This is a genomic window from Bacillus sp. NTK071 (genome assembly GCF_017303315.1).
GTDB lineage: Bacteria > Bacillota > Bacilli > Bacillales > Guptibacillaceae > Guptibacillus.
On the sequence record NZ_JAFKOI010000007.1, the window covers coordinates 72,270 to 89,621 of the forward strand.

General features: G+C 40.4%; 13 protein-coding genes. 2 read left to right on the forward strand and 11 right to left on the reverse strand.

Features of this window, described 5'->3' with window-relative positions:
- The first annotated feature begins 116 nt into the window (after positions 1–116).
- Positions 117–626, forward strand: coding sequence for a GNAT family N-acetyltransferase (locus JI666_RS12685; protein ID WP_206892329.1), 510 nt, complete (start codon positions 117–119; stop codon positions 624–626).
- A gap of 51 nt (positions 627–677) precedes the next feature.
- Here the strand turns inward: JI666_RS12685 and JI666_RS12690 are convergent, their stop codons facing one another.
- From JI666_RS12690 to JI666_RS12705, 4 genes are all read right to left on the reverse strand, one after another.
- Complete coding sequence (locus JI666_RS12690; RefSeq protein ID WP_206892330.1) at positions 678–3,134, reverse strand: S8 family serine peptidase; 2,457 nt, start codon at positions 3,132–3,134, stop codon at positions 678–680.
- A 187-nt stretch (positions 3,135–3,321) separates the two neighbouring features.
- A complete protein-coding gene (locus JI666_RS12695) occupies positions 3,322–3,960 on the reverse strand; it encodes a response regulator (RefSeq protein WP_206892331.1) in 639 nt (212 codons plus the stop codon).
- Positions 3,935–5,785 (reverse strand): GAF domain-containing sensor histidine kinase, encoded by a 1,851-nt coding sequence (locus JI666_RS12700; protein WP_206892332.1) that lies wholly within the window; start codon positions 5,783–5,785, stop codon positions 3,935–3,937. Before JI666_RS12700 ends, JI666_RS12695 begins: the two co-directional genes overlap by 26 nt.
- 387 nt (positions 5,786–6,172) lie before the next feature.
- Positions 6,173–6,493, reverse strand: a complete 321-nt coding sequence (locus JI666_RS12705) for a YnfA family protein (RefSeq protein WP_206892333.1) — start codon at positions 6,491–6,493, stop codon at positions 6,173–6,175.
- 187 nt (positions 6,494–6,680) lie between these two features.
- Between JI666_RS12705 and JI666_RS12710 the strand changes: the two genes are divergently transcribed.
- Positions 6,681–8,273: an ATP-binding protein gene (locus tag JI666_RS12710; RefSeq protein WP_206892335.1), complete on the forward strand. Its 1,593-nt coding sequence runs from the start codon at positions 6,681–6,683 to the stop codon at positions 8,271–8,273.
- A gap of 100 nt (positions 8,274–8,373) precedes the next feature.
- Here the strand turns inward: JI666_RS12710 and pruA are convergent, their stop codons facing one another.
- From pruA to JI666_RS12745, 7 genes are all read right to left on the reverse strand, one after another.
- Positions 8,374–9,921, reverse strand: coding sequence for an L-glutamate gamma-semialdehyde dehydrogenase (gene pruA, locus JI666_RS12715; RefSeq protein WP_206892336.1), 1,548 nt, complete (start codon positions 9,919–9,921; stop codon positions 8,374–8,376).
- Between the two features lie 33 nt (positions 9,922–9,954).
- Positions 9,955–10,872 carry a proline dehydrogenase family protein gene (locus JI666_RS12720; protein WP_206892337.1) on the reverse strand — a complete coding sequence of 306 codons (918 nt, stop codon included), beginning with the start codon at positions 10,870–10,872 and terminating at the stop codon, positions 9,955–9,957.
- A 297-nt stretch (positions 10,873–11,169) separates the two neighbouring features.
- Complete coding sequence (locus JI666_RS12725; protein WP_349769330.1) at positions 11,170–12,456, reverse strand: PucR family transcriptional regulator; 1,287 nt, start codon at positions 12,454–12,456, stop codon at positions 11,170–11,172.
- A gap of 201 nt (positions 12,457–12,657) precedes the next feature.
- A complete protein-coding gene (locus tag JI666_RS12730; protein WP_206892338.1) occupies positions 12,658–13,449 on the reverse strand; it encodes an SDR family oxidoreductase in 792 nt (263 codons plus the stop codon).
- A gap of 31 nt (positions 13,450–13,480) precedes the next feature.
- Complete coding sequence (locus JI666_RS12735; protein ID WP_211201502.1) at positions 13,481–15,637, reverse strand: TRAP transporter permease; 2,157 nt, start codon at positions 15,635–15,637, stop codon at positions 13,481–13,483.
- A 10-nt stretch (positions 15,638–15,647) separates the two neighbouring features.
- Positions 15,648–16,148, reverse strand: a complete 501-nt coding sequence (locus JI666_RS12740; RefSeq protein ID WP_206892340.1) for a DUF1850 domain-containing protein — start codon at positions 16,146–16,148, stop codon at positions 15,648–15,650.
- On the reverse strand, positions 16,141–17,133 hold the full coding sequence (locus JI666_RS12745) for a TAXI family TRAP transporter solute-binding subunit (RefSeq protein ID WP_206892342.1): 993 nt from the start codon (positions 17,131–17,133) through the stop codon (positions 16,141–16,143). The genes JI666_RS12740 and JI666_RS12745 overlap by 8 nt, the downstream gene beginning before the upstream one ends.
- Between the last annotated feature and the right edge of the window lie 219 nt (positions 17,134–17,352).

Below are 17,352 nucleotides of genomic sequence, written 5' to 3' on the forward strand. Positions count from 1 at the left end.
CACTATACTCTAGCAACATATACTTACCACTGTTTGGATCATTATTGTTGAAATATCCTATCTACTATGCGATAAACGATACAGTTAACTACCAATCAGAGGAGAATTATCATTCTATGAACATCACCATACGCAATGCAAAAAAAGATGAACTACATGCGATACGAAGACAACGAGTAGAAGCTTACGCTGATCATAAACAAGCTATTCCTGAAGCACACTGGGGTGCCTTACGACAAGCAATCTCTTCAGAAGCAGATCAACAACCTGGCGTCGAGTTACTAGTAGCCGAGTTGGATGAGAACATTGTAGGAAGTGTCGCTTTGTTTCCAGCAAACACAGATGCATACGAAGGCTTTGTTGACGAAATGAATTATCCTGAAATACGTGTTCTTGCCGTTGCTCCAAGTGCGCGTGGAAAAGGAGTAGCTACAGCTCTACTTAATGAATGCATTCACCTCGCAAGAGCTCAAGGATTCCATGAGATTGGTCTCCACACTGGCGAATTTATGAAAACGGCCATTGCTTTATATGAACGGTCTGGCTTTAAGCGATTGCCTCAACACGACTTAGAACCAGCGAATGATGGCGTTATTGTAAAGGCTTTTAAACGTTCCATTTCATAATCCCCTAAACTCAAAAATGCACGGCTCCCGATGGGAACCGTGCTTCTATTATTATGGCATAAGGTATGTTGCATAGTAACGTGTAATCGCTACTGCAAAATCTCCTCTTGTAACTTTTTCAGTTGGCTTAAACTGTGCTGTGATTTTCGGCTCAAGATCATATGGTCCCTGTGTAATATCAAAGTAGGCATTAAGAATATTCAAATCGAGGGCAAGCTGAACATATCCTTTAAGCTCTGCAGGAACTTCACCACGATCTGAAAGCTTAATCCGCTCATCTTTATATTGAACTGTCAATTCTCCATTAATAGCTTCAGCTTCTTCCTGCAAGCCAAGACTCTGTACAAGAGAATAAGCTAATTCAGCTCTCGAAACATTTCCCTTCGGTGAGAACTTACCACTTACTGCTTTCATAACACCATTGTCATCTTGTTCAATGTCTTTTAAAGCAGCGCCTTCCGCGATAACGGCTTCCACATATGGAAGGTCGGTGTTATTCACATCAGAGAAAGTCTTATTGGTTGGAAGCGACTGTACAACGCCTGACCCCATCGTTAGAAACTTCGCTAGGTCAATTCGTTTGAGTGATTCATTAGGACGGTAATCTCCATTACTTTTGCTATCTAGCAATCTTTCAGAAACACCTGCTTGAATGGCTGCTTCTGCTGGATGTCCAGCAATATCATTCAATCCACTAAAGCCATTCGCTTTCTTAAACGCCAGTTCTCCTTTAATAGCTTCAGGAAGCGCTAAACCGTTTAGTCCTCTTAGTTCAACTGTCCACTTTCCTGGTAATGGTGCAGACACTTGAACAGTACGATTCGTGTATAAACTGAATAGGGCAGAGATTCCTGAAGAGTATTCTGTTCCATCTGGTGCTGTTAAAACAAGATTAATCGTATTGCCTGTTTCACCTAACAATCCTTTTGCGTTAACCCTTGCAACAACCTCAGTGACACCTTCTTCAACTTGGAATTCCTTCTTATTATTATTTGCTGCACTGTAATCAATTGTAAAAGCCTCGCGATTCACTTGCATATCTACATTAGAATTGAACGTATTTGTCATGTTCACTGTCTTGCCATAATTCTTCGCCATATCTAGCGCTTTATCAACTGCAGCATAAGCATTAGCATACCCTGCACCGACTTCCCAAGCTTCATAACCTGGCATATTAGTTGCAGTATCCTGAACAATTTGTTTCACTTCTAGTGGAGATAGTTCAGGGTTTGCATCTAGTATTAATGCTACAATACCTGCCATGTGTGGTGCTGCCATTGATGTTCCACTCATAGTTGTGTAGTAAGGTAGATAAGCTGGTTCAATTAATTCAACATCTTTATCTGCACTTAGACCTGTTGTTGGTGAAATAACACGTGTTGAAACAATATCTTTACCAGGCGTCGTAATCGTCGGTTGGTCAATCCACTCGAATGTTTCTCCATCAACAGTAACTTGGCCACCTTTTTGACTTACACCTCTTGAGGAAAAGTCAGCGAGATTCCCTTGCTTGTCCCCTGCTGCTACCGTAATAACCCACGGCGCTTTTTTGTAATTCCCTGAGATTGTCGATTCTGCAGGTCCTGAGTTGCCCGCTGAGAAAACTGTTACAATTCCACGATCATAAAGCTTTTTAGTAGCAATATTGATTGGATCTTCAGGGTCAAAGTCAGTTCCTGCATCACTTGTTGCGCCCCATGAATTTGTGATGACGCGAATATTGTAATCATTCTGATGCGTTAGAGCGTAATCGAATCCACCCAGTGTATCTAGAATAGCAAGCCCTGCACCAGAGCCATAACCAATCAAGTTTGCTCCAGGCGCTACGCCTTCATGCTTTCCAGCAGATTTAGAACCGTTCGCACCTACAATACCAGCAACGTGAGTACCGTGACCGGAGTTGTTATCTGTGTTCGGTACGTCCTCTACATACGTAATTGGCAATAAACCATTTTGAGCATGAAGATTGGTAGAGCCGAGAACGTTTTGTACAAGATGGTCACCGAACTTAATATCACCATGTGTACCATCTACTCCGCTGTCGTTAACAACAACACCAATTCCTTTTCCTGAAACCGGTAGTCCTCCATTTGCTTTTCTCATCTCATCGTCCGAGCGAACAGCATCTACACCCGTTAGAGCAGTTGCTTCCGCATTCTCATATTCTAATTGATCGTTATAATATACCGATCGAACTTCAGACTGCTGAGCGAGCTCTTGAATTTGATCAGCAGTAGCGATAACACCTGTTATCGGAAGATTTTGTAGTGAAAGACCTTTTGTAATCCCAATGTCTTCAAGTAACGTTAGTTGAGTTGCGGTTGGAGCGCCATCACCATAGAACGTTACAATTACCTCTAAACCTGTCGTTTGCGATTTCATTAGATTCTGCAGTTTGGCCCCGATCGTTGTCTCTCCACTTTGAGCTGATACACTATGTAGTGGTAAAGAACTAAGAACTGATGCAGCTACTAACAAAAGTGCTAGTACAATAGACTTTAATTTCATCCTTACTCCCCCTGTTCAGAATGTTTTAACTAGTATACTTATTATCCCTAATGTAGTCAGGCTTAGCTATTCCACTTAAGATATAAATTCGGGGCTATAAGAACTATAGGACAACTAGTACTAATGGTGTAGACACAAAAAGCCAGGTCCCTTACATGAAGGTTCCTGACTCTAATATAGTAGAAGGTTATGGTAATGGTACTAACTGGTGTTGCACCGCATAGATAATCGCTTGAGATCGGCTTTTCACATTCAGTTTTTTGTATATTTTGCTCACATGAATCTTTACCGTTTTATCGCTAATGTAAAGTTCTTCCCCAATTTCTTTGTTACTCTTCCCACTAACGAGACAGATAAGGACTTCCTTTTCACGTTCTGTAAGTTCAGAAGGACTAGAGGCTTCCTGCTTTTGGTTATAGAATCCTAGCAACCTTTTCGTTAGCGTCGGATCAATGATAGACTCTCCCTTTGCAACTGTTCTAATCGCTTCCACTACCTGATCTGTTGGAAGATCCTTAAGTAGATATCCGTCAGCCCCTTCTCTAATTGCAGCCATGAAGTATTCATCGTGGCTGTGCATCGTTAGCACAAGTACCTTTACAGAAGGGTAATCCCTTTTCAACATCCCAGTTAATTCAATTCCGTTTTTATCTGGAATATTAATGTCCATAAGGACAACATCCGGTTGACACGTTGTGACGACACTAACAACCTCATTTCCATTAACGGCTTCCCCTACTACCTTAATATCATCTTCCATTTCTAGAATATTTTTTAGACCATCACGCAACACAGCATGATCATCCACTAGCATGACGTTGATCATGATCCATTCCCCCCTCAAGACCAAGCTTTGGTATCGCTAAACTGATTTCTGTACCTTCGCCTTCTCTACTATCAATTTGTAGAGTAGCCTCTATTTTCTCTGCTTGTTCATTCATACTTAAAATACCAAAATGAGGATCTTTCTTGGCTTTCACCATTGCCCCTAACAATGAGAATCCAACGCCATCATCTGTCATTTTCAATAAAACATGCTCTTTCTGGTAGCTTAGTAGGATGGTAACACTAGTAGCTTCCGCATGCTTGATCGTATTTTGAACACTTTCCTGAAAGATATCAAACATCACTTTTTCTACCATCGGACTTAACACAATTGGCTTTCCGCGCTCTTCGAATGAAAGCTTCAGCTTGGATTCTTTCTTGATTATATCAATTCTTTTTAGAATTGCTTGTTTAAGGCCAACGCGTTCTGTTTCATACGGTCTTAGAGCATAGATCGACTCTCTTATCTCTTTCAAGCTGTGCCTAAGTTTGCTTAAGCTATCAACAAGAATATCATTTGCTTCAACAGGCTTTTGGTAGAATTTCCTGTTAGCTGTCTCAAGCTTTAAGACGGCTCCTGCAAGAGACTGGGCCACTCCATCATGAATCTCTCTTGCAATTCGATTACGCTCTTCTAATACAGTTCTTTTCTCCTGCTCAGAGATTAACATTCTTGTTTTGATAACGACCGCTAGCTGGTTTGCGAGCGTTGCAACTGATTGAATATCTTCCTGTCTGAAACTATGAGTTCTGCTTCTTGCAACAACAAACATACCAAGGGATTTACCTTCAAGAATAATTGGTGCATATACAAATGCTTTTAATGCTTTATCAAAGCATGACGGCACAATCCCTGGATTTTTCTTTCGATCTTGATAAACTGCCGTCTCGGTAACATCATCAAAACCTTTTATTCCTTGTGGTGCCGTACATTCTTCTTTAACAACCTGACCATGAGAGAAACGAACTTTCCAATGCTCATTTTCTTTAACCCACAGAACGCTTGCATCAACATCTACGAATTCATTGAGACTTGTCTCTATCGAGTCCACCCAATCTTTTGAAGGTAACCATCTATTTAATTCTGTTGAAATAGCAAACAAAGCTTTCAGGCGATTCCGCTCAGTATGAAGCCTAACAATAATCGCGCTGAGCAATGCAAAACCGACAAGTGGTGAGAAAAAGAAAAAGTAGGAGAACACATCTATAACGCCTCTGTTCTGATTCGAAACGTAAAACATGACCCCTATGTATATGATGGAAATCACAGCACTTATGAGTTCGGTTATGAACTTTGTTCTCCAGATTTGTATCGGATAAGTTTGTGGGCGAATCATTAATACAAGATCTACAATGAAATTGTTAATGATATAGTAGAAACCGGTTAATAGAATTACGGAGATGAATGAACTGTTCTCTAATGGACCATAGAATGGCTCAAGAAAACGTGTGATTGATACAGCAGCTAAGAAGCTTAATACAAGCTGAGAAGGATTAAATAGAACTATTCGAAGCGGTCTTCTCCGGAATATATTCACCAAAAGTACAATTAGTGCGTACACAACGATTGCTAACGGCAACCCTTCTACAACATAGATCGTATAAATTAAAGGAAAGCTTAGTGACGTATAACCTTTCCAAACTGCAATGGGATAGTATTCTGTAACAAATAAAAAGCCGACTAACAAAACGAATACCCCAAAATTATCTGGTTGTTGCATATGCAAAGACATCCAACCGACAGATAACCAGCCAATAAGGGATATAAGCGTTAGAAACCACCTTGCGTGCCTTTCTCTTTTCTGAATAGGTGCTTTATGATTCATTTCGGCCTCCGTTCGATATTGTCTGAATTTTCCCTCTACAATTAGTTTACATGACTTTTTATGTTTTATAAAGAACTCAAATCAGTTGATGAGTGTTTTTCAAATTAATTTATCTCCGCGATTCTAGGTTAATATCATAAAAAAAGAATCCTCCACGAGAGGATCCTTTTAGAAGTTATAGACTAACCCGGAACTAGTCGAAATGGAGATCCACTAACCAATCCCGGGGCCAACCCTTTGATGTAAGGGTTTGATACCTTTCATTATGACAAACATCTGTCCTTTTACCAATTCACCTAAAGATATAACTATTCATAGTACTTTGGTTGTATAACACAAATGATACTTCTATCTTCCAGGACTTTCTGCTCCAATTCCCAATCGTACTTAATTTCTTGGAGCTAACATAATCGTCACCCCGACTAAACAAATAATGGCACCAAGAACATCGTATACATCAGGCGTTTTCTTATCAATTCCCCATCCCCAAAGAACTGACATAATAATAAAGACACCGCCATATGCCGCATACACTCGGCCGAATGAGGGAAACACTTGCCACGTAGCGATGATCCCATAAAGAACTAATGCAACACCTCCAGCTAATCCAAGTAGACCTGAATAACCCTCCCTTAGCCAAAGCCATATAAGATAACCTCCTCCAATTTCTGAGAGGCCGGCCAATACAAATAATAGAATAGCTTTCATATACGAATCACCCCTTATTTATAAGCTTTATGAATACGATATATCCATTTTTTGAGTTAAAATAAAACAAATCAGTACTTAAGTATGATAGTCTATTACAAAATGATTACTAGAAAATAGGTTTCAATGTTTTTGGAAACAGCTGCAATGTTACATCTATTACTATTATCAGGAGAAGAGGATACCCATGACGCAACGTGATTTATACATACAGAAATCAAAAAACACCTGCGAGCATGTTTATGGAATGGATCCCAACTCAATTCCTGTTTTACATGTGTTACTTACAGAAGAAGAATTAGAACGACGTTTACTAACATATGATAGCTCACTATCTACCATACGAAAATTCATGAAGAAGCTCCTTAGCTACCTTTCTGACACGCCTACTATTATTGTCACTACAGATCATGAAGGATACATACTTGATTCTTATGGCGATGAAAGCTTTAAAAACATGACTGATTCACTTGGGATTCATAAAGGCGTTCGTTTTGATGAATCTACTGCAGGAACAAATTCCATATCACTTGCACTCGAGCATAAAGAACCCTTTCATTTAGTCGGTCATGATCATTATCACAACTGCTTTGAACAGGTAGCCTGCTACTCAGCTCCATACGCCTACGAGGATGGACAATTAATGGGAACCATTTCTCTCATGACAACGAAAGAATACGCATCACCGCTCCATCTTGGGTTGCTTTCATCTGCCATTGATACAATTGAACGCGAAATCAAATTGAATCAGCAATACGATCAGCTGCATCTCTATAATCAAATGTTAATGAGTGCCACGCCACTTGGAATTATTATTACCGATCAAGAGGGCCAAATCCGTGAATACAACTTGAGCGCTGAGACGATCACTGGCAGAAATAAGCGAGACATGATAGGACAAACGATCACATCAATTCCAGAACTTGCTCCTTTTTTCCAACACGTATGCACTAAAAAAAAGAGCCTTGAGAATATCGAGTTAACCTTCTCTTCATTGGATGAAAAAAGATGCTTCCTTGATATTTTGCCTCTTTTTGATGACACTAACAACCAACTGATTGGTGCTTTTGCACAATTTCGAGACATGACATCTTATTATCAGTTGCAAGACCAGGTAATCCAATCTGAGAAACTATCGGCTATTGGGAAGCTAGGAGCAGGATTTGCACATGAAATTCGTAATCCCCTTACCGCCATTATCGGGTTTACACAGATGTTAGATGTGGATGATGAGCAATCAAAATACGTATCGATCATTAAAGATGAATTAGAGCGAATGAAAAACCTTGTTAATCAATTTGTTATGATGGGAAAACCAACAATTAGCCAACGTAGAACAGGTAACTTAACAACCCTTATTTCAGAAACGGTCGAATTAATGAATAGCAATGCCCATTTATTTAATGTTGAAATTCACTTCGATCCTACGGAAGATTTATTCATATGTATGGACGCGTCACAAATTAAGCAAGTGCTCATCAACTTCATCAAAAATGCAATAGAAGCAATGTCAGAGGGCGGACAAATTTGGGTTAGTCTTCAAAAGAACAACAAAAGTCTCACTGTTATCGTTGAAGATAACGGGCAGGGTATGACTGAGGAAGAATTGAAACAACTGGGCACGCCTTTCTTCAGTTCTAAAAGAAGCGGGCTCGGAATTGGCCTTTCGATTTGTTTTGATATTATCAAAGCACACGAAGGGAAGGTTACGGTTGATTCAACAGAAGGTAAAGGAACCAAAGTACAGCTTACCCTGCCATATCAGAGAGAAGAGGTTTAGTACCTCTTCTTTTTTATACTTTAATTAATACGAAACAAAACCTGCCACCTAAAGGAGATCCTTTAAGTGGCAGGTTTGTTATAGTTCTATTTCAATTCAACTAAAACATTTCTGAGACAGTTTTTGCTTGCATGTGAAGTCCAAGGTAATCAGGTCCACCTGCTTTAGAATCGGTACCGGACATTTTGAATCCTCCAAATGGGTGGTACCCAACAATTGCACCTGTACAGTTACGGTTGAAGTATAGGTTACCTACGTGGAAGTCCATTTTCGCCTGCTCAATGTGTGCACGGTTATTCGTGATTACAGCACCTGTTAAGCCGTACTCTGTATTGTTCGCAATCTCAATCGCTTCATCAAAGTTATCTGCTTTTGTTAAGCAAACAACCGGTCCGAAGATTTCTTCCTGTTGCATGCGTGATTTCGGAGCAAGGTCAGCAAATACTGTTGGCTTGATGAAATAACCTTTGGAATCATCGCCTTCTCCACCAGCAACAAGACGTCCTTCTTCTTTCCCAATTTCAATATAGCTCATGATTTTATCAAATGATGCCTGATCAATGACTGGTCCCATGTACACATCTGGGCCTGTTGTTTCGCCTAGTGTAAGCTCATTTGTTAGTTCAACAACGCGATCACGAACCTGATCATATACCTCTTTAAGAATGACCGCACGTGAGCCTGCAGAACATTTCTGACCAGAGAAGCCGAATGCTGAGACAACAATGGCTTGTGCAGCAAGTTCAAGATCAGCATCCTTATCCACAACAATTGTATCTTTACCACCCATCTCAACGATTACTCGCTTCAAGTGTTGTTGACCTGGCTGTACTTTCGCAGCACGCTCATAGATACGCGTTCCAACTTCACGAGAACCAGTGAATGTAATGATTGATGTTTTTGGATGATCAACTAGATAGTCGCCTACTTCTGCGCCACTTCCTGGCACAAAGTTCAGCACGCCTTTTGGAAGTCCAGCTTCTTCAAGTACTTCAACGAACTTCGCAGCTACAACTGGTGTGGCACTTGCAGGCTTAAGAAGTACTGTGTTTCCAGTAACAAGTGGTGCTACTGCTGTACCAGCCATAATCGCAAACGCAAAGTTCCACGGTGGGATAACAAGAGCTACTCCGCTTGGTGTGTATACATAACGGTTTTGTTCGCCAGGGCGACTTTCAATTGCTTTTCCTTCACCAAGCTCGATCATCTGACGAGCGTAATACTCCATGAAATCAATTGCTTCTGCTGTATCAGCATCTGCCTCTTTCCACGGCTTTCCTGCTTCGTAAACAAGGTATGCAGAGAATTCGTGCTTACGGCGACGAACAATTGCAGCTGCGCGGAATAGAAGTTCAGCACGAGAGCGAGCAGACCATTTTCTCCAGCCTTCAAATGCTTCGTCAGCAGCTTGGATCGCTCTCTCCGCATGCTCCTTCGTTGCCTTAGATACACGCCCAACGATTTGTTCCTTGTTCGCAGGGTTAATGGAAACGATTTTATCTTCTGTGCTAACACGCTCACCATTGATGAGAAGATCATGATCTTTTCCAAGTTCTTCTTTTACTAGTTTAAGAGCCTCTTCAAAAGCCTTCTTGTTTTCCTTAACAGTAAAATCAGTAAACGGTTCGTGTTTGTATGGTACTACCATGAGTAAATTCCCCTTTCGAATTTTAAAATTATATTATTTTTTAAACAATCCATTTAGCGCAAAGGCGATGTTCGCAGGTCGTTCCGCTAACCGCCGCATGAAATACCCATACCAGTCATTTCCGTAGGGCATATACACTCTAACTGTGTAGCCTTCAGCTAAAAGTTCTAACTGTCTTTCACTGCGCATTCCATACAGCATCTGGAATTCGAATTGATCTTTTGCAATGCCATGTTCTCTGACCAATTCTTTTGTATACTGGATGATTACGTCATCATGGCTCGCTATCGCTGTATAATTTCCATTCAATAGATGCTTCTTAATTAGCAATTTCAAGTTATGATCAACATCAGATTTGTCAGGGAAAGCTACCTTCGCTGATTCCTTGTAAGCGCCTTTAACAAGTCGTAAATTGGGCTTAACTTCGTTTAAATCATCGAGGTCCTGATCTGATCGATATAAATAAGATTGAATAACAGTTCCGATGTTGCTGTACTTCTTCTTTAGTGCTTTGTAGAGATCGAGCGTTGCCTGCGTTCTTGACGAATCTTCCATATCAATTGTTACAAACACACCATGCTTCTCGGCTTCATCCATAATCTTTACCATATTTCCCCATACAAGATCAGGATTAATGTCCAATCCAAGTGACGTTACTTTTAGTGACAGTTGTGAATTTAAATCATGAGCACTGATCATTCGAATTGTCTGTAAACACTCGAGCGTTCGTTCTCTTGCCTCAGCTTCTGAAGAAACAAACTCCCCAAGATGGTCGACCGTCACGCGTAACCCCTGACTATTCAAACTCTGAATAAGAGGTACAGCATGCTCAAAGGTTTCCCCGCCAACAATTTTATCAGCCCCAAATTTACTACCCCATCGCTTTGCAAATCGATCGAGTGAAGGCCTGCTGGCAAGAAAAAGGAAAAAACTCTTGTTGAGGGCTTCCAACGCTACCACGCTCCTTTAACCTTTATCTACAATCATTCATCAAGCAGTAAGTCGTATTAATATTTTCTTTCTTGTGAAAATTATATCGATTTTATAGTCCATCTGACAACGTAGTGGAAACACAATAGTTCCCACCAATTTTTGTGGTTTAACCACAATAGAAAAGCGGAAGCGGCTGATTAGGCCCGGCAGGCACTGGAGCCTCCCCACAAAAAAGAAGCTGCCATCGGCAGCTTCTCGGTTTGGACAATATATCCGAATTCCGGACAATAAACAAGCGAATTCATGAAACTCCAGCTATTTCGAGGCGCCTTTTTGCTCCTCTACAGCTGCCAGGTATCGATTATAGTAAGATGGAATGTTGTTTAGTAACAACAATTCAATATAGATGTGACTTTTCATATTAAAATCTTCAAAATCGATATCCGTTAAATCCTGAATTTGCTTCATGCGATAATTAAGCGTATTCGGATGTATAAAGAGCTCAGAAGCCGTATGCTTTCCTTTACCATTGTTTGATAAGTACACTTCAAGTGTTTTTAACAAACTGGAATGGCTCACTGAATCTTTCTCCATTAGGTTTAATAAGTTCTGATTATAATAGTGTTCTGTATTATTCTTCTCATAAAGTGCAGCAAGATACCTGTATACGCCAAGCTTCGAGAACTCGCGCGGCATGACGTCGGGCCTTGGTCCGATAAAGTCAGCAGTTTCTATCACCTCAAGCGCTTCTAGAAAACTCTTTCTCATATCAATAAGCTCAACATACTCTTTTCCAATCCCGATTAAGAAAGAATAGAACTCTTGATGAGTAAGTGCGCTTTTCACGTATTCTATGATCTCGCGACTATTTTCAATTGCCGAACCTTTCCGTTCTTTATTCCCTGCTATCACAGCGACAACTTGCAAATCGGTTTTAAGTACTTGTAATTTATGGCGCTTAAATCTAGATAGGAGCTCAACGACTTCATTAAGAAGTGGTTCCTGAGCAGGTTCGGCGATCGACATGACGAGGATAGAGAAACGATCAGGTAATGGCAAACTCACTACCTGTGCCTTCCTCCTTATTTGATTTTCACTTTCATATTCATGAAGAAGCACATTCCACAGAAGCTTTTCTTGCTTTCCTTCATGTTCCTGTCCTTTCCGATAGGATTTATGAATAAGCTTTCCAATATGCGGAGTGATTTCAGTTAGAAACGTTACCTCTTCATCAGATAAAAGCGTATTGGTTTCTTGCACCCATACATAACCCATTGTCCGCTCTTCATAAATCGCTTTCACAACAATCCGTTGATAAAAACCGATTTCTTCAATTGGAGCAATTCGAATCGGCGCTTCGTTGCTCTCCAACTGTTGTACAATGCCTTCCTTTTTCAGTCGATCAATAATGAAAACAGGACACTTTTTATATAGAATGGTTTTCTGTTGGGTTTGATCAAAACTTTCAGATGCTGTGCTATAAGAAATGAGCTCGAAATTCTTATTTTCGATAATCACCGGTTTGTTTATAGCGATGCTGATTACTTCTGTTACTTTATGAATATCAGTCGCTTCTAAGATCTGTTCTTTTGCATTTATCACAATCTACCCCTCCATCTCTGTACCGCCATTAACATTGAAACTAAAGGGTTTAGCAATACTAGATTACGTCTATGTTCATCCACTCTTATTATAGCGATTTCTCCACAAAAGAAAAACGTTATGGGAACATTTACATCATTTAGTAAAAGCACTTTCATAAACAAAAAAAGGACGCATAAACTTTTGCGTCCTTGCCAGTTCTTAAAGTGCCTTCACAAGACCTCCGTCAACAACGAGCGACTGGCCTGTCACATACGTATTTGCACCTGAAGCTAGAAATACAACCATTTTCGCAAACTCTTCAGGCTCACCATAACGTTTAATGGGGATTGATTGTTCAACCTTGCTTTTCAAATCATTCGTCGTCATCCCTAATTGCTCTGCTCTTATTTGATCAAGTTGTGCTACCCTGTCAGTTGCAATCCGGCCAGGACCGACTGTATTAATAAGAATATTATGCTCAGCATATTCCTGTGACAAGCTTTTCGCAAAGCCAACAATTCCTGCACGAAATGTATTGGATAGTATCAAGTTATCCAAAGATTGTTTAATAGACGAAGAAGCGATATTTACAATGCGACCGCTCCCCTGACTTCTCATATAGGGAATAACGGCTCTGGATGTACGAACAAAGCTTAATAAATTCAATTCAAACGCATGCTGCCACTCCTCATCACTAAACTTCTCAAACCCACCCGCAGGAGGACCCCCTGCATTGTTAATGAGCGCGTCAATGGTACCATTCGTATCGGCTGCGAACGTCATGAGTTCGTTAATATCATCTCCTTTGGTCACATCACAGACCTTCCACGTCACCTGGGTATTCCCAGTTTCTTGAATGATTTCTTCACATGCCTTCTTTAGTTCACCTGCACTCCGACTTGATAACACAACACTTGCTCCTTCTTCCGCGAAAGCAAGGGCCGTTGCCTTACCAAGACCTTTGCTAGCTGCTGTGACAACAACTGATTTTCCTTTTAAATTAAGATCCATATCGTCATTCCTTTCTATTTTTAATTTACTATCAGGTCGACATTGATTGTTCGATAGCATTTCTTTTTATTAAATAATTTCTCGCCATTAAGAGAAGAAAGACAAGCCCACCAATAATATCAGTTACAATACCAGGATAGATCAATAGAAGTGCACCGATCCCTGTTAGTAGTCTTAGCCACGTTGGTAATGCCGTAACGAAATAACCTTCAGCCGTAACGGATAATAGAAAGACACCGATTAGAGATGTAACTGCTATTAGTAAGACATTCATTACCGTTGCATCTATCATTAGCATCTCGTGAGAAAAAACGAACATAAATGGTACGATAAAACCTGCAATTGCAAGCTTCATTGCCTGGAAACCTGTCTTATTAGGATCACCACCGCTAATTCCTGCTCCTGCAAAAGCTGCTAGTGCAACAGGTGGTGTGATATTCGCAAAAATACCGAAATAGAACACGAACATATGCGCGACGAAAATCGCTGTTTCCGGAGATCCTGCGAGTTCACGGAACAAAGGAAGCTGAAGCAAGATAGGTGCTGCCATCGTACTCGTAATAATATACGTTGGTATGCTTGGAAGCCCCATACCAAGAATGATTGAGGTGATCATCGCTAGAATAAGTGTAATGATTAACTGAATCAATGGACTATCTACCATTGAACCAATGCTTACAATACTATTCGCGATTTCAAGCGCTACTCCAGTAAGAGAAGCAACACCTACGACAATACCAACTGCCCCACATGCAATTGCAACTGGAATCGTTGTTTTCGCGCCTTCTTCAAGTGCCTCGATGCTATCCATTACCCCAATTTCTTCTGCTTCAAGGTTAAGAATCCTTCTCCAAACATTAATAACAAACGGGAGAACCACTATAATTAGAAGTTCCCACCAGTCCCCTCTTACATTCGGTAAAGGACTTCCTGATAGAAGAGAAGAGATTTGAGGTTGGAAAATCAAGAAAAATCCTAACAGCATAATAAGTGGAAGCATTTTTCTCGATGCTGAAATAATAACCGTCGCAATAATCGACCAGAATGCTGCAAAGAAAGGCGTTTTCCCTGAGAATAACAGGTAAAGAAGAAACAGCATTGGAATAATCAGATGTCCACGTTCAATCAGGACATCTTTTACTGTAGGTAGCTCGCTCTTCGGTAGCCCTTTCAATCCTTTCTTAGCTGCTCGTAAATGTACCTGCAAGAGAATTCCGATATAAAATAAGACGGCAGGGATAATACCAGCTAAGATAATTTTCGTATAAGGAACATTTAAATTCTCTGCCATAATGAAAGCTGCTGCGCCCATAATCGGTGGGAGAATTTGTCCACCGACACTGGCTGCAGACTCTACAGCACCAGCAAAGTTTCTATGGTAACCGATCTTTTTCATCAGAGGAATCGTAAATGCACCAGTCGTCACCACATTTGCGATAGCTGAGCCATTAATCGATCCGAGAAAACCACTTGCAATGACAGCAACTTTCGCCGGCCCTCCTTTTGTATGGCCCGCAACGGCAAGTGCAAGATCATTAAAAAGCTGCCCCATTCCAGATCTGCTCAAAAATGCGCCAAACAAAATAAAGAGAATGATATAACTAGCGGATACTCCGATTGCTGTGCCGAGAATACCTTCCGTAATAAAGACCAGCTGGGAAATGATTTGTTTCGATACACTTAATAGGACTGACTCCGTTAACTGAGGATAAATGGAGAGTTTTACGTAGAACCCATAAACGAGAAAAGCTGCTCCAAGTAACGTAAGCCCCCAGCCCGTAATTCTTCGTGTAATATCAAATAACAAAAGGACAATCACAATCCCAATGATAAAATCGAGGGAATTAATTTGCCCACCTGACTGAATGATTCGCTCAGCTGTAAAGAGCATATAAATCCCGACAAACAGAGATAGCATGAACAGGATATAATCATAAATTGGAATTCGTTTGCTAGCATTTTTTTTCATAAAAGGATAGATTAAGAATCCAAGCGCCATTAGTATATATAAATGAATACTTCGCTGTTGAATGTCAACAAGTGATCCTGCATAAGACGTATATAAGTGGAACAGTGCTAGCCCTGCAGCTAAAAGTGTTACAACTAATTTCACCTTAGAATGATGGATTGAACGTACATTACTCTCTCGATCATATTCTGTTGCTTCGATATTTTTCTTCTCACTCAAATTGATCACCTCATATTCTTCGTATTTTATATAGCAAAGCTTGTATTAGATTAAGTTGCTTAACAGTCATATAGTAGGAACTGTTTGCCTTAAGCTTATTGCTTTGTCCATCGATTATTATTCGGTGTTCTGTCGTCTTCCCCGTTCGAAAATCAAGACGATTGCCAATCGATCGGTCAATCCCCGTCATGTACACCCAGCCATCTTTAATAAACGTCTCAGTTCCTACATCACTTGGCACACCTGCTCCAAATGTTTTAAATCGAGTCTTTGAAAGTAAAATGTCTCCTTCATCAATGACATAGAACTCTTCCCATTCTTCTTTTTCAACAGAATGCTGCCAGCGTATCGAAACATTAGAAACTCCTATGTAGGTGTTTGCCGTTTCCTGTCCTATGACCGTCAGAACCTGTAACGGATATAAATACACAATGATGCATGGCAGAACAAGTATCATGCATTTTCGAAAAAAGAGAGCACCGATTCGATGCTCCCGATTTTGACTATTCAAGTACTCCCTGCTCCTCATAAAATGCCTTGGCTCCTGGATGTATTGGGGCAATTAAACCTTTTGCGATTTCATCACGATCAAGCTGCTTCAAAACACCGACTGCTACCTCATCTGATCCAAGATAGTCATAATAACGTTTCGTTAGATCTTTAACTAGTGCCTCATCTAAATCTGGAGAAACAACAATCATGTTTTGAATTCCAACAGTCATAACTTCATTTTCAAGGTTATATTTCGCTTCATCACCTGCTGGAATTTCATAATCTTTATAGAACGGATACTTTTCTTTGAGTGCTTCAGCAGTATCGCCTTTAATTTCCACAAAAGTAATCTCATTCTGCTGCATTAAGTCTGTAATGTTGCTGTTCGGTACTCCTGATGTAAAGAAAGCTGCATCCAGGTTACCGTTTTTCATTTCCTGAACACTGTCTGCATAGCCCGTGTGAGTAACTTTAGAAAGATCATCATACGTTAATTCAACTGCTTCTAGTACTTTCTGTGCACTTTGTTCAACACCTGAACCAACTTTTCCAACGCCAACCTTCTTACCTTTAAGATCTTCTACCGACTCAATTCCACTTTCCTTCGTTGCTACAATTTGGACGACATTAGGATACATACCAGCTAATGCCTCAACCTCAACTTTCTTACCTTCGAATTGGCCCTTACCTTCAATCGCATCATACGCAACATCACTCATCACAACAGCCATTTGATTGAGACCGTCCTGGATATTTTGGATGTTTGCTACAGATGCGCCAGTTGATTCAACAGTAATGTTTCCTATCGAATCACTTTGTTCAAAAATAGGTTTCAGTGCTCCACCAATCGGATAATATGAACCTGAAGTTCCACCAGTTCCAAATACGAGGGATTGCGATGAGCCAGATGAATCTTCGCCACCACCAGCTGAGTTACCGCCGCCACATGCCGAAATGATCATAGCTAGCGCAAGTATAAGTAATGCAAGACCTTTTGTTCTCAATTTCTATTCCTCCGCTTCGTTGTTTGCTACCTTCATGGTAACGCTTACACATTTATTTTAGAATATTTAGAACATATTGGACGTTTTGGTCTTTTTGGTCATAATAAAAAGCTATTTACGTGAATTGTTGCTTTTGAAAGGAACGTTGTATAAAGAACCACACTTAGCTGATTGGAGCGGAAAGCGAGCATACTGGAGCGGAAATCACCTCTACTTTTA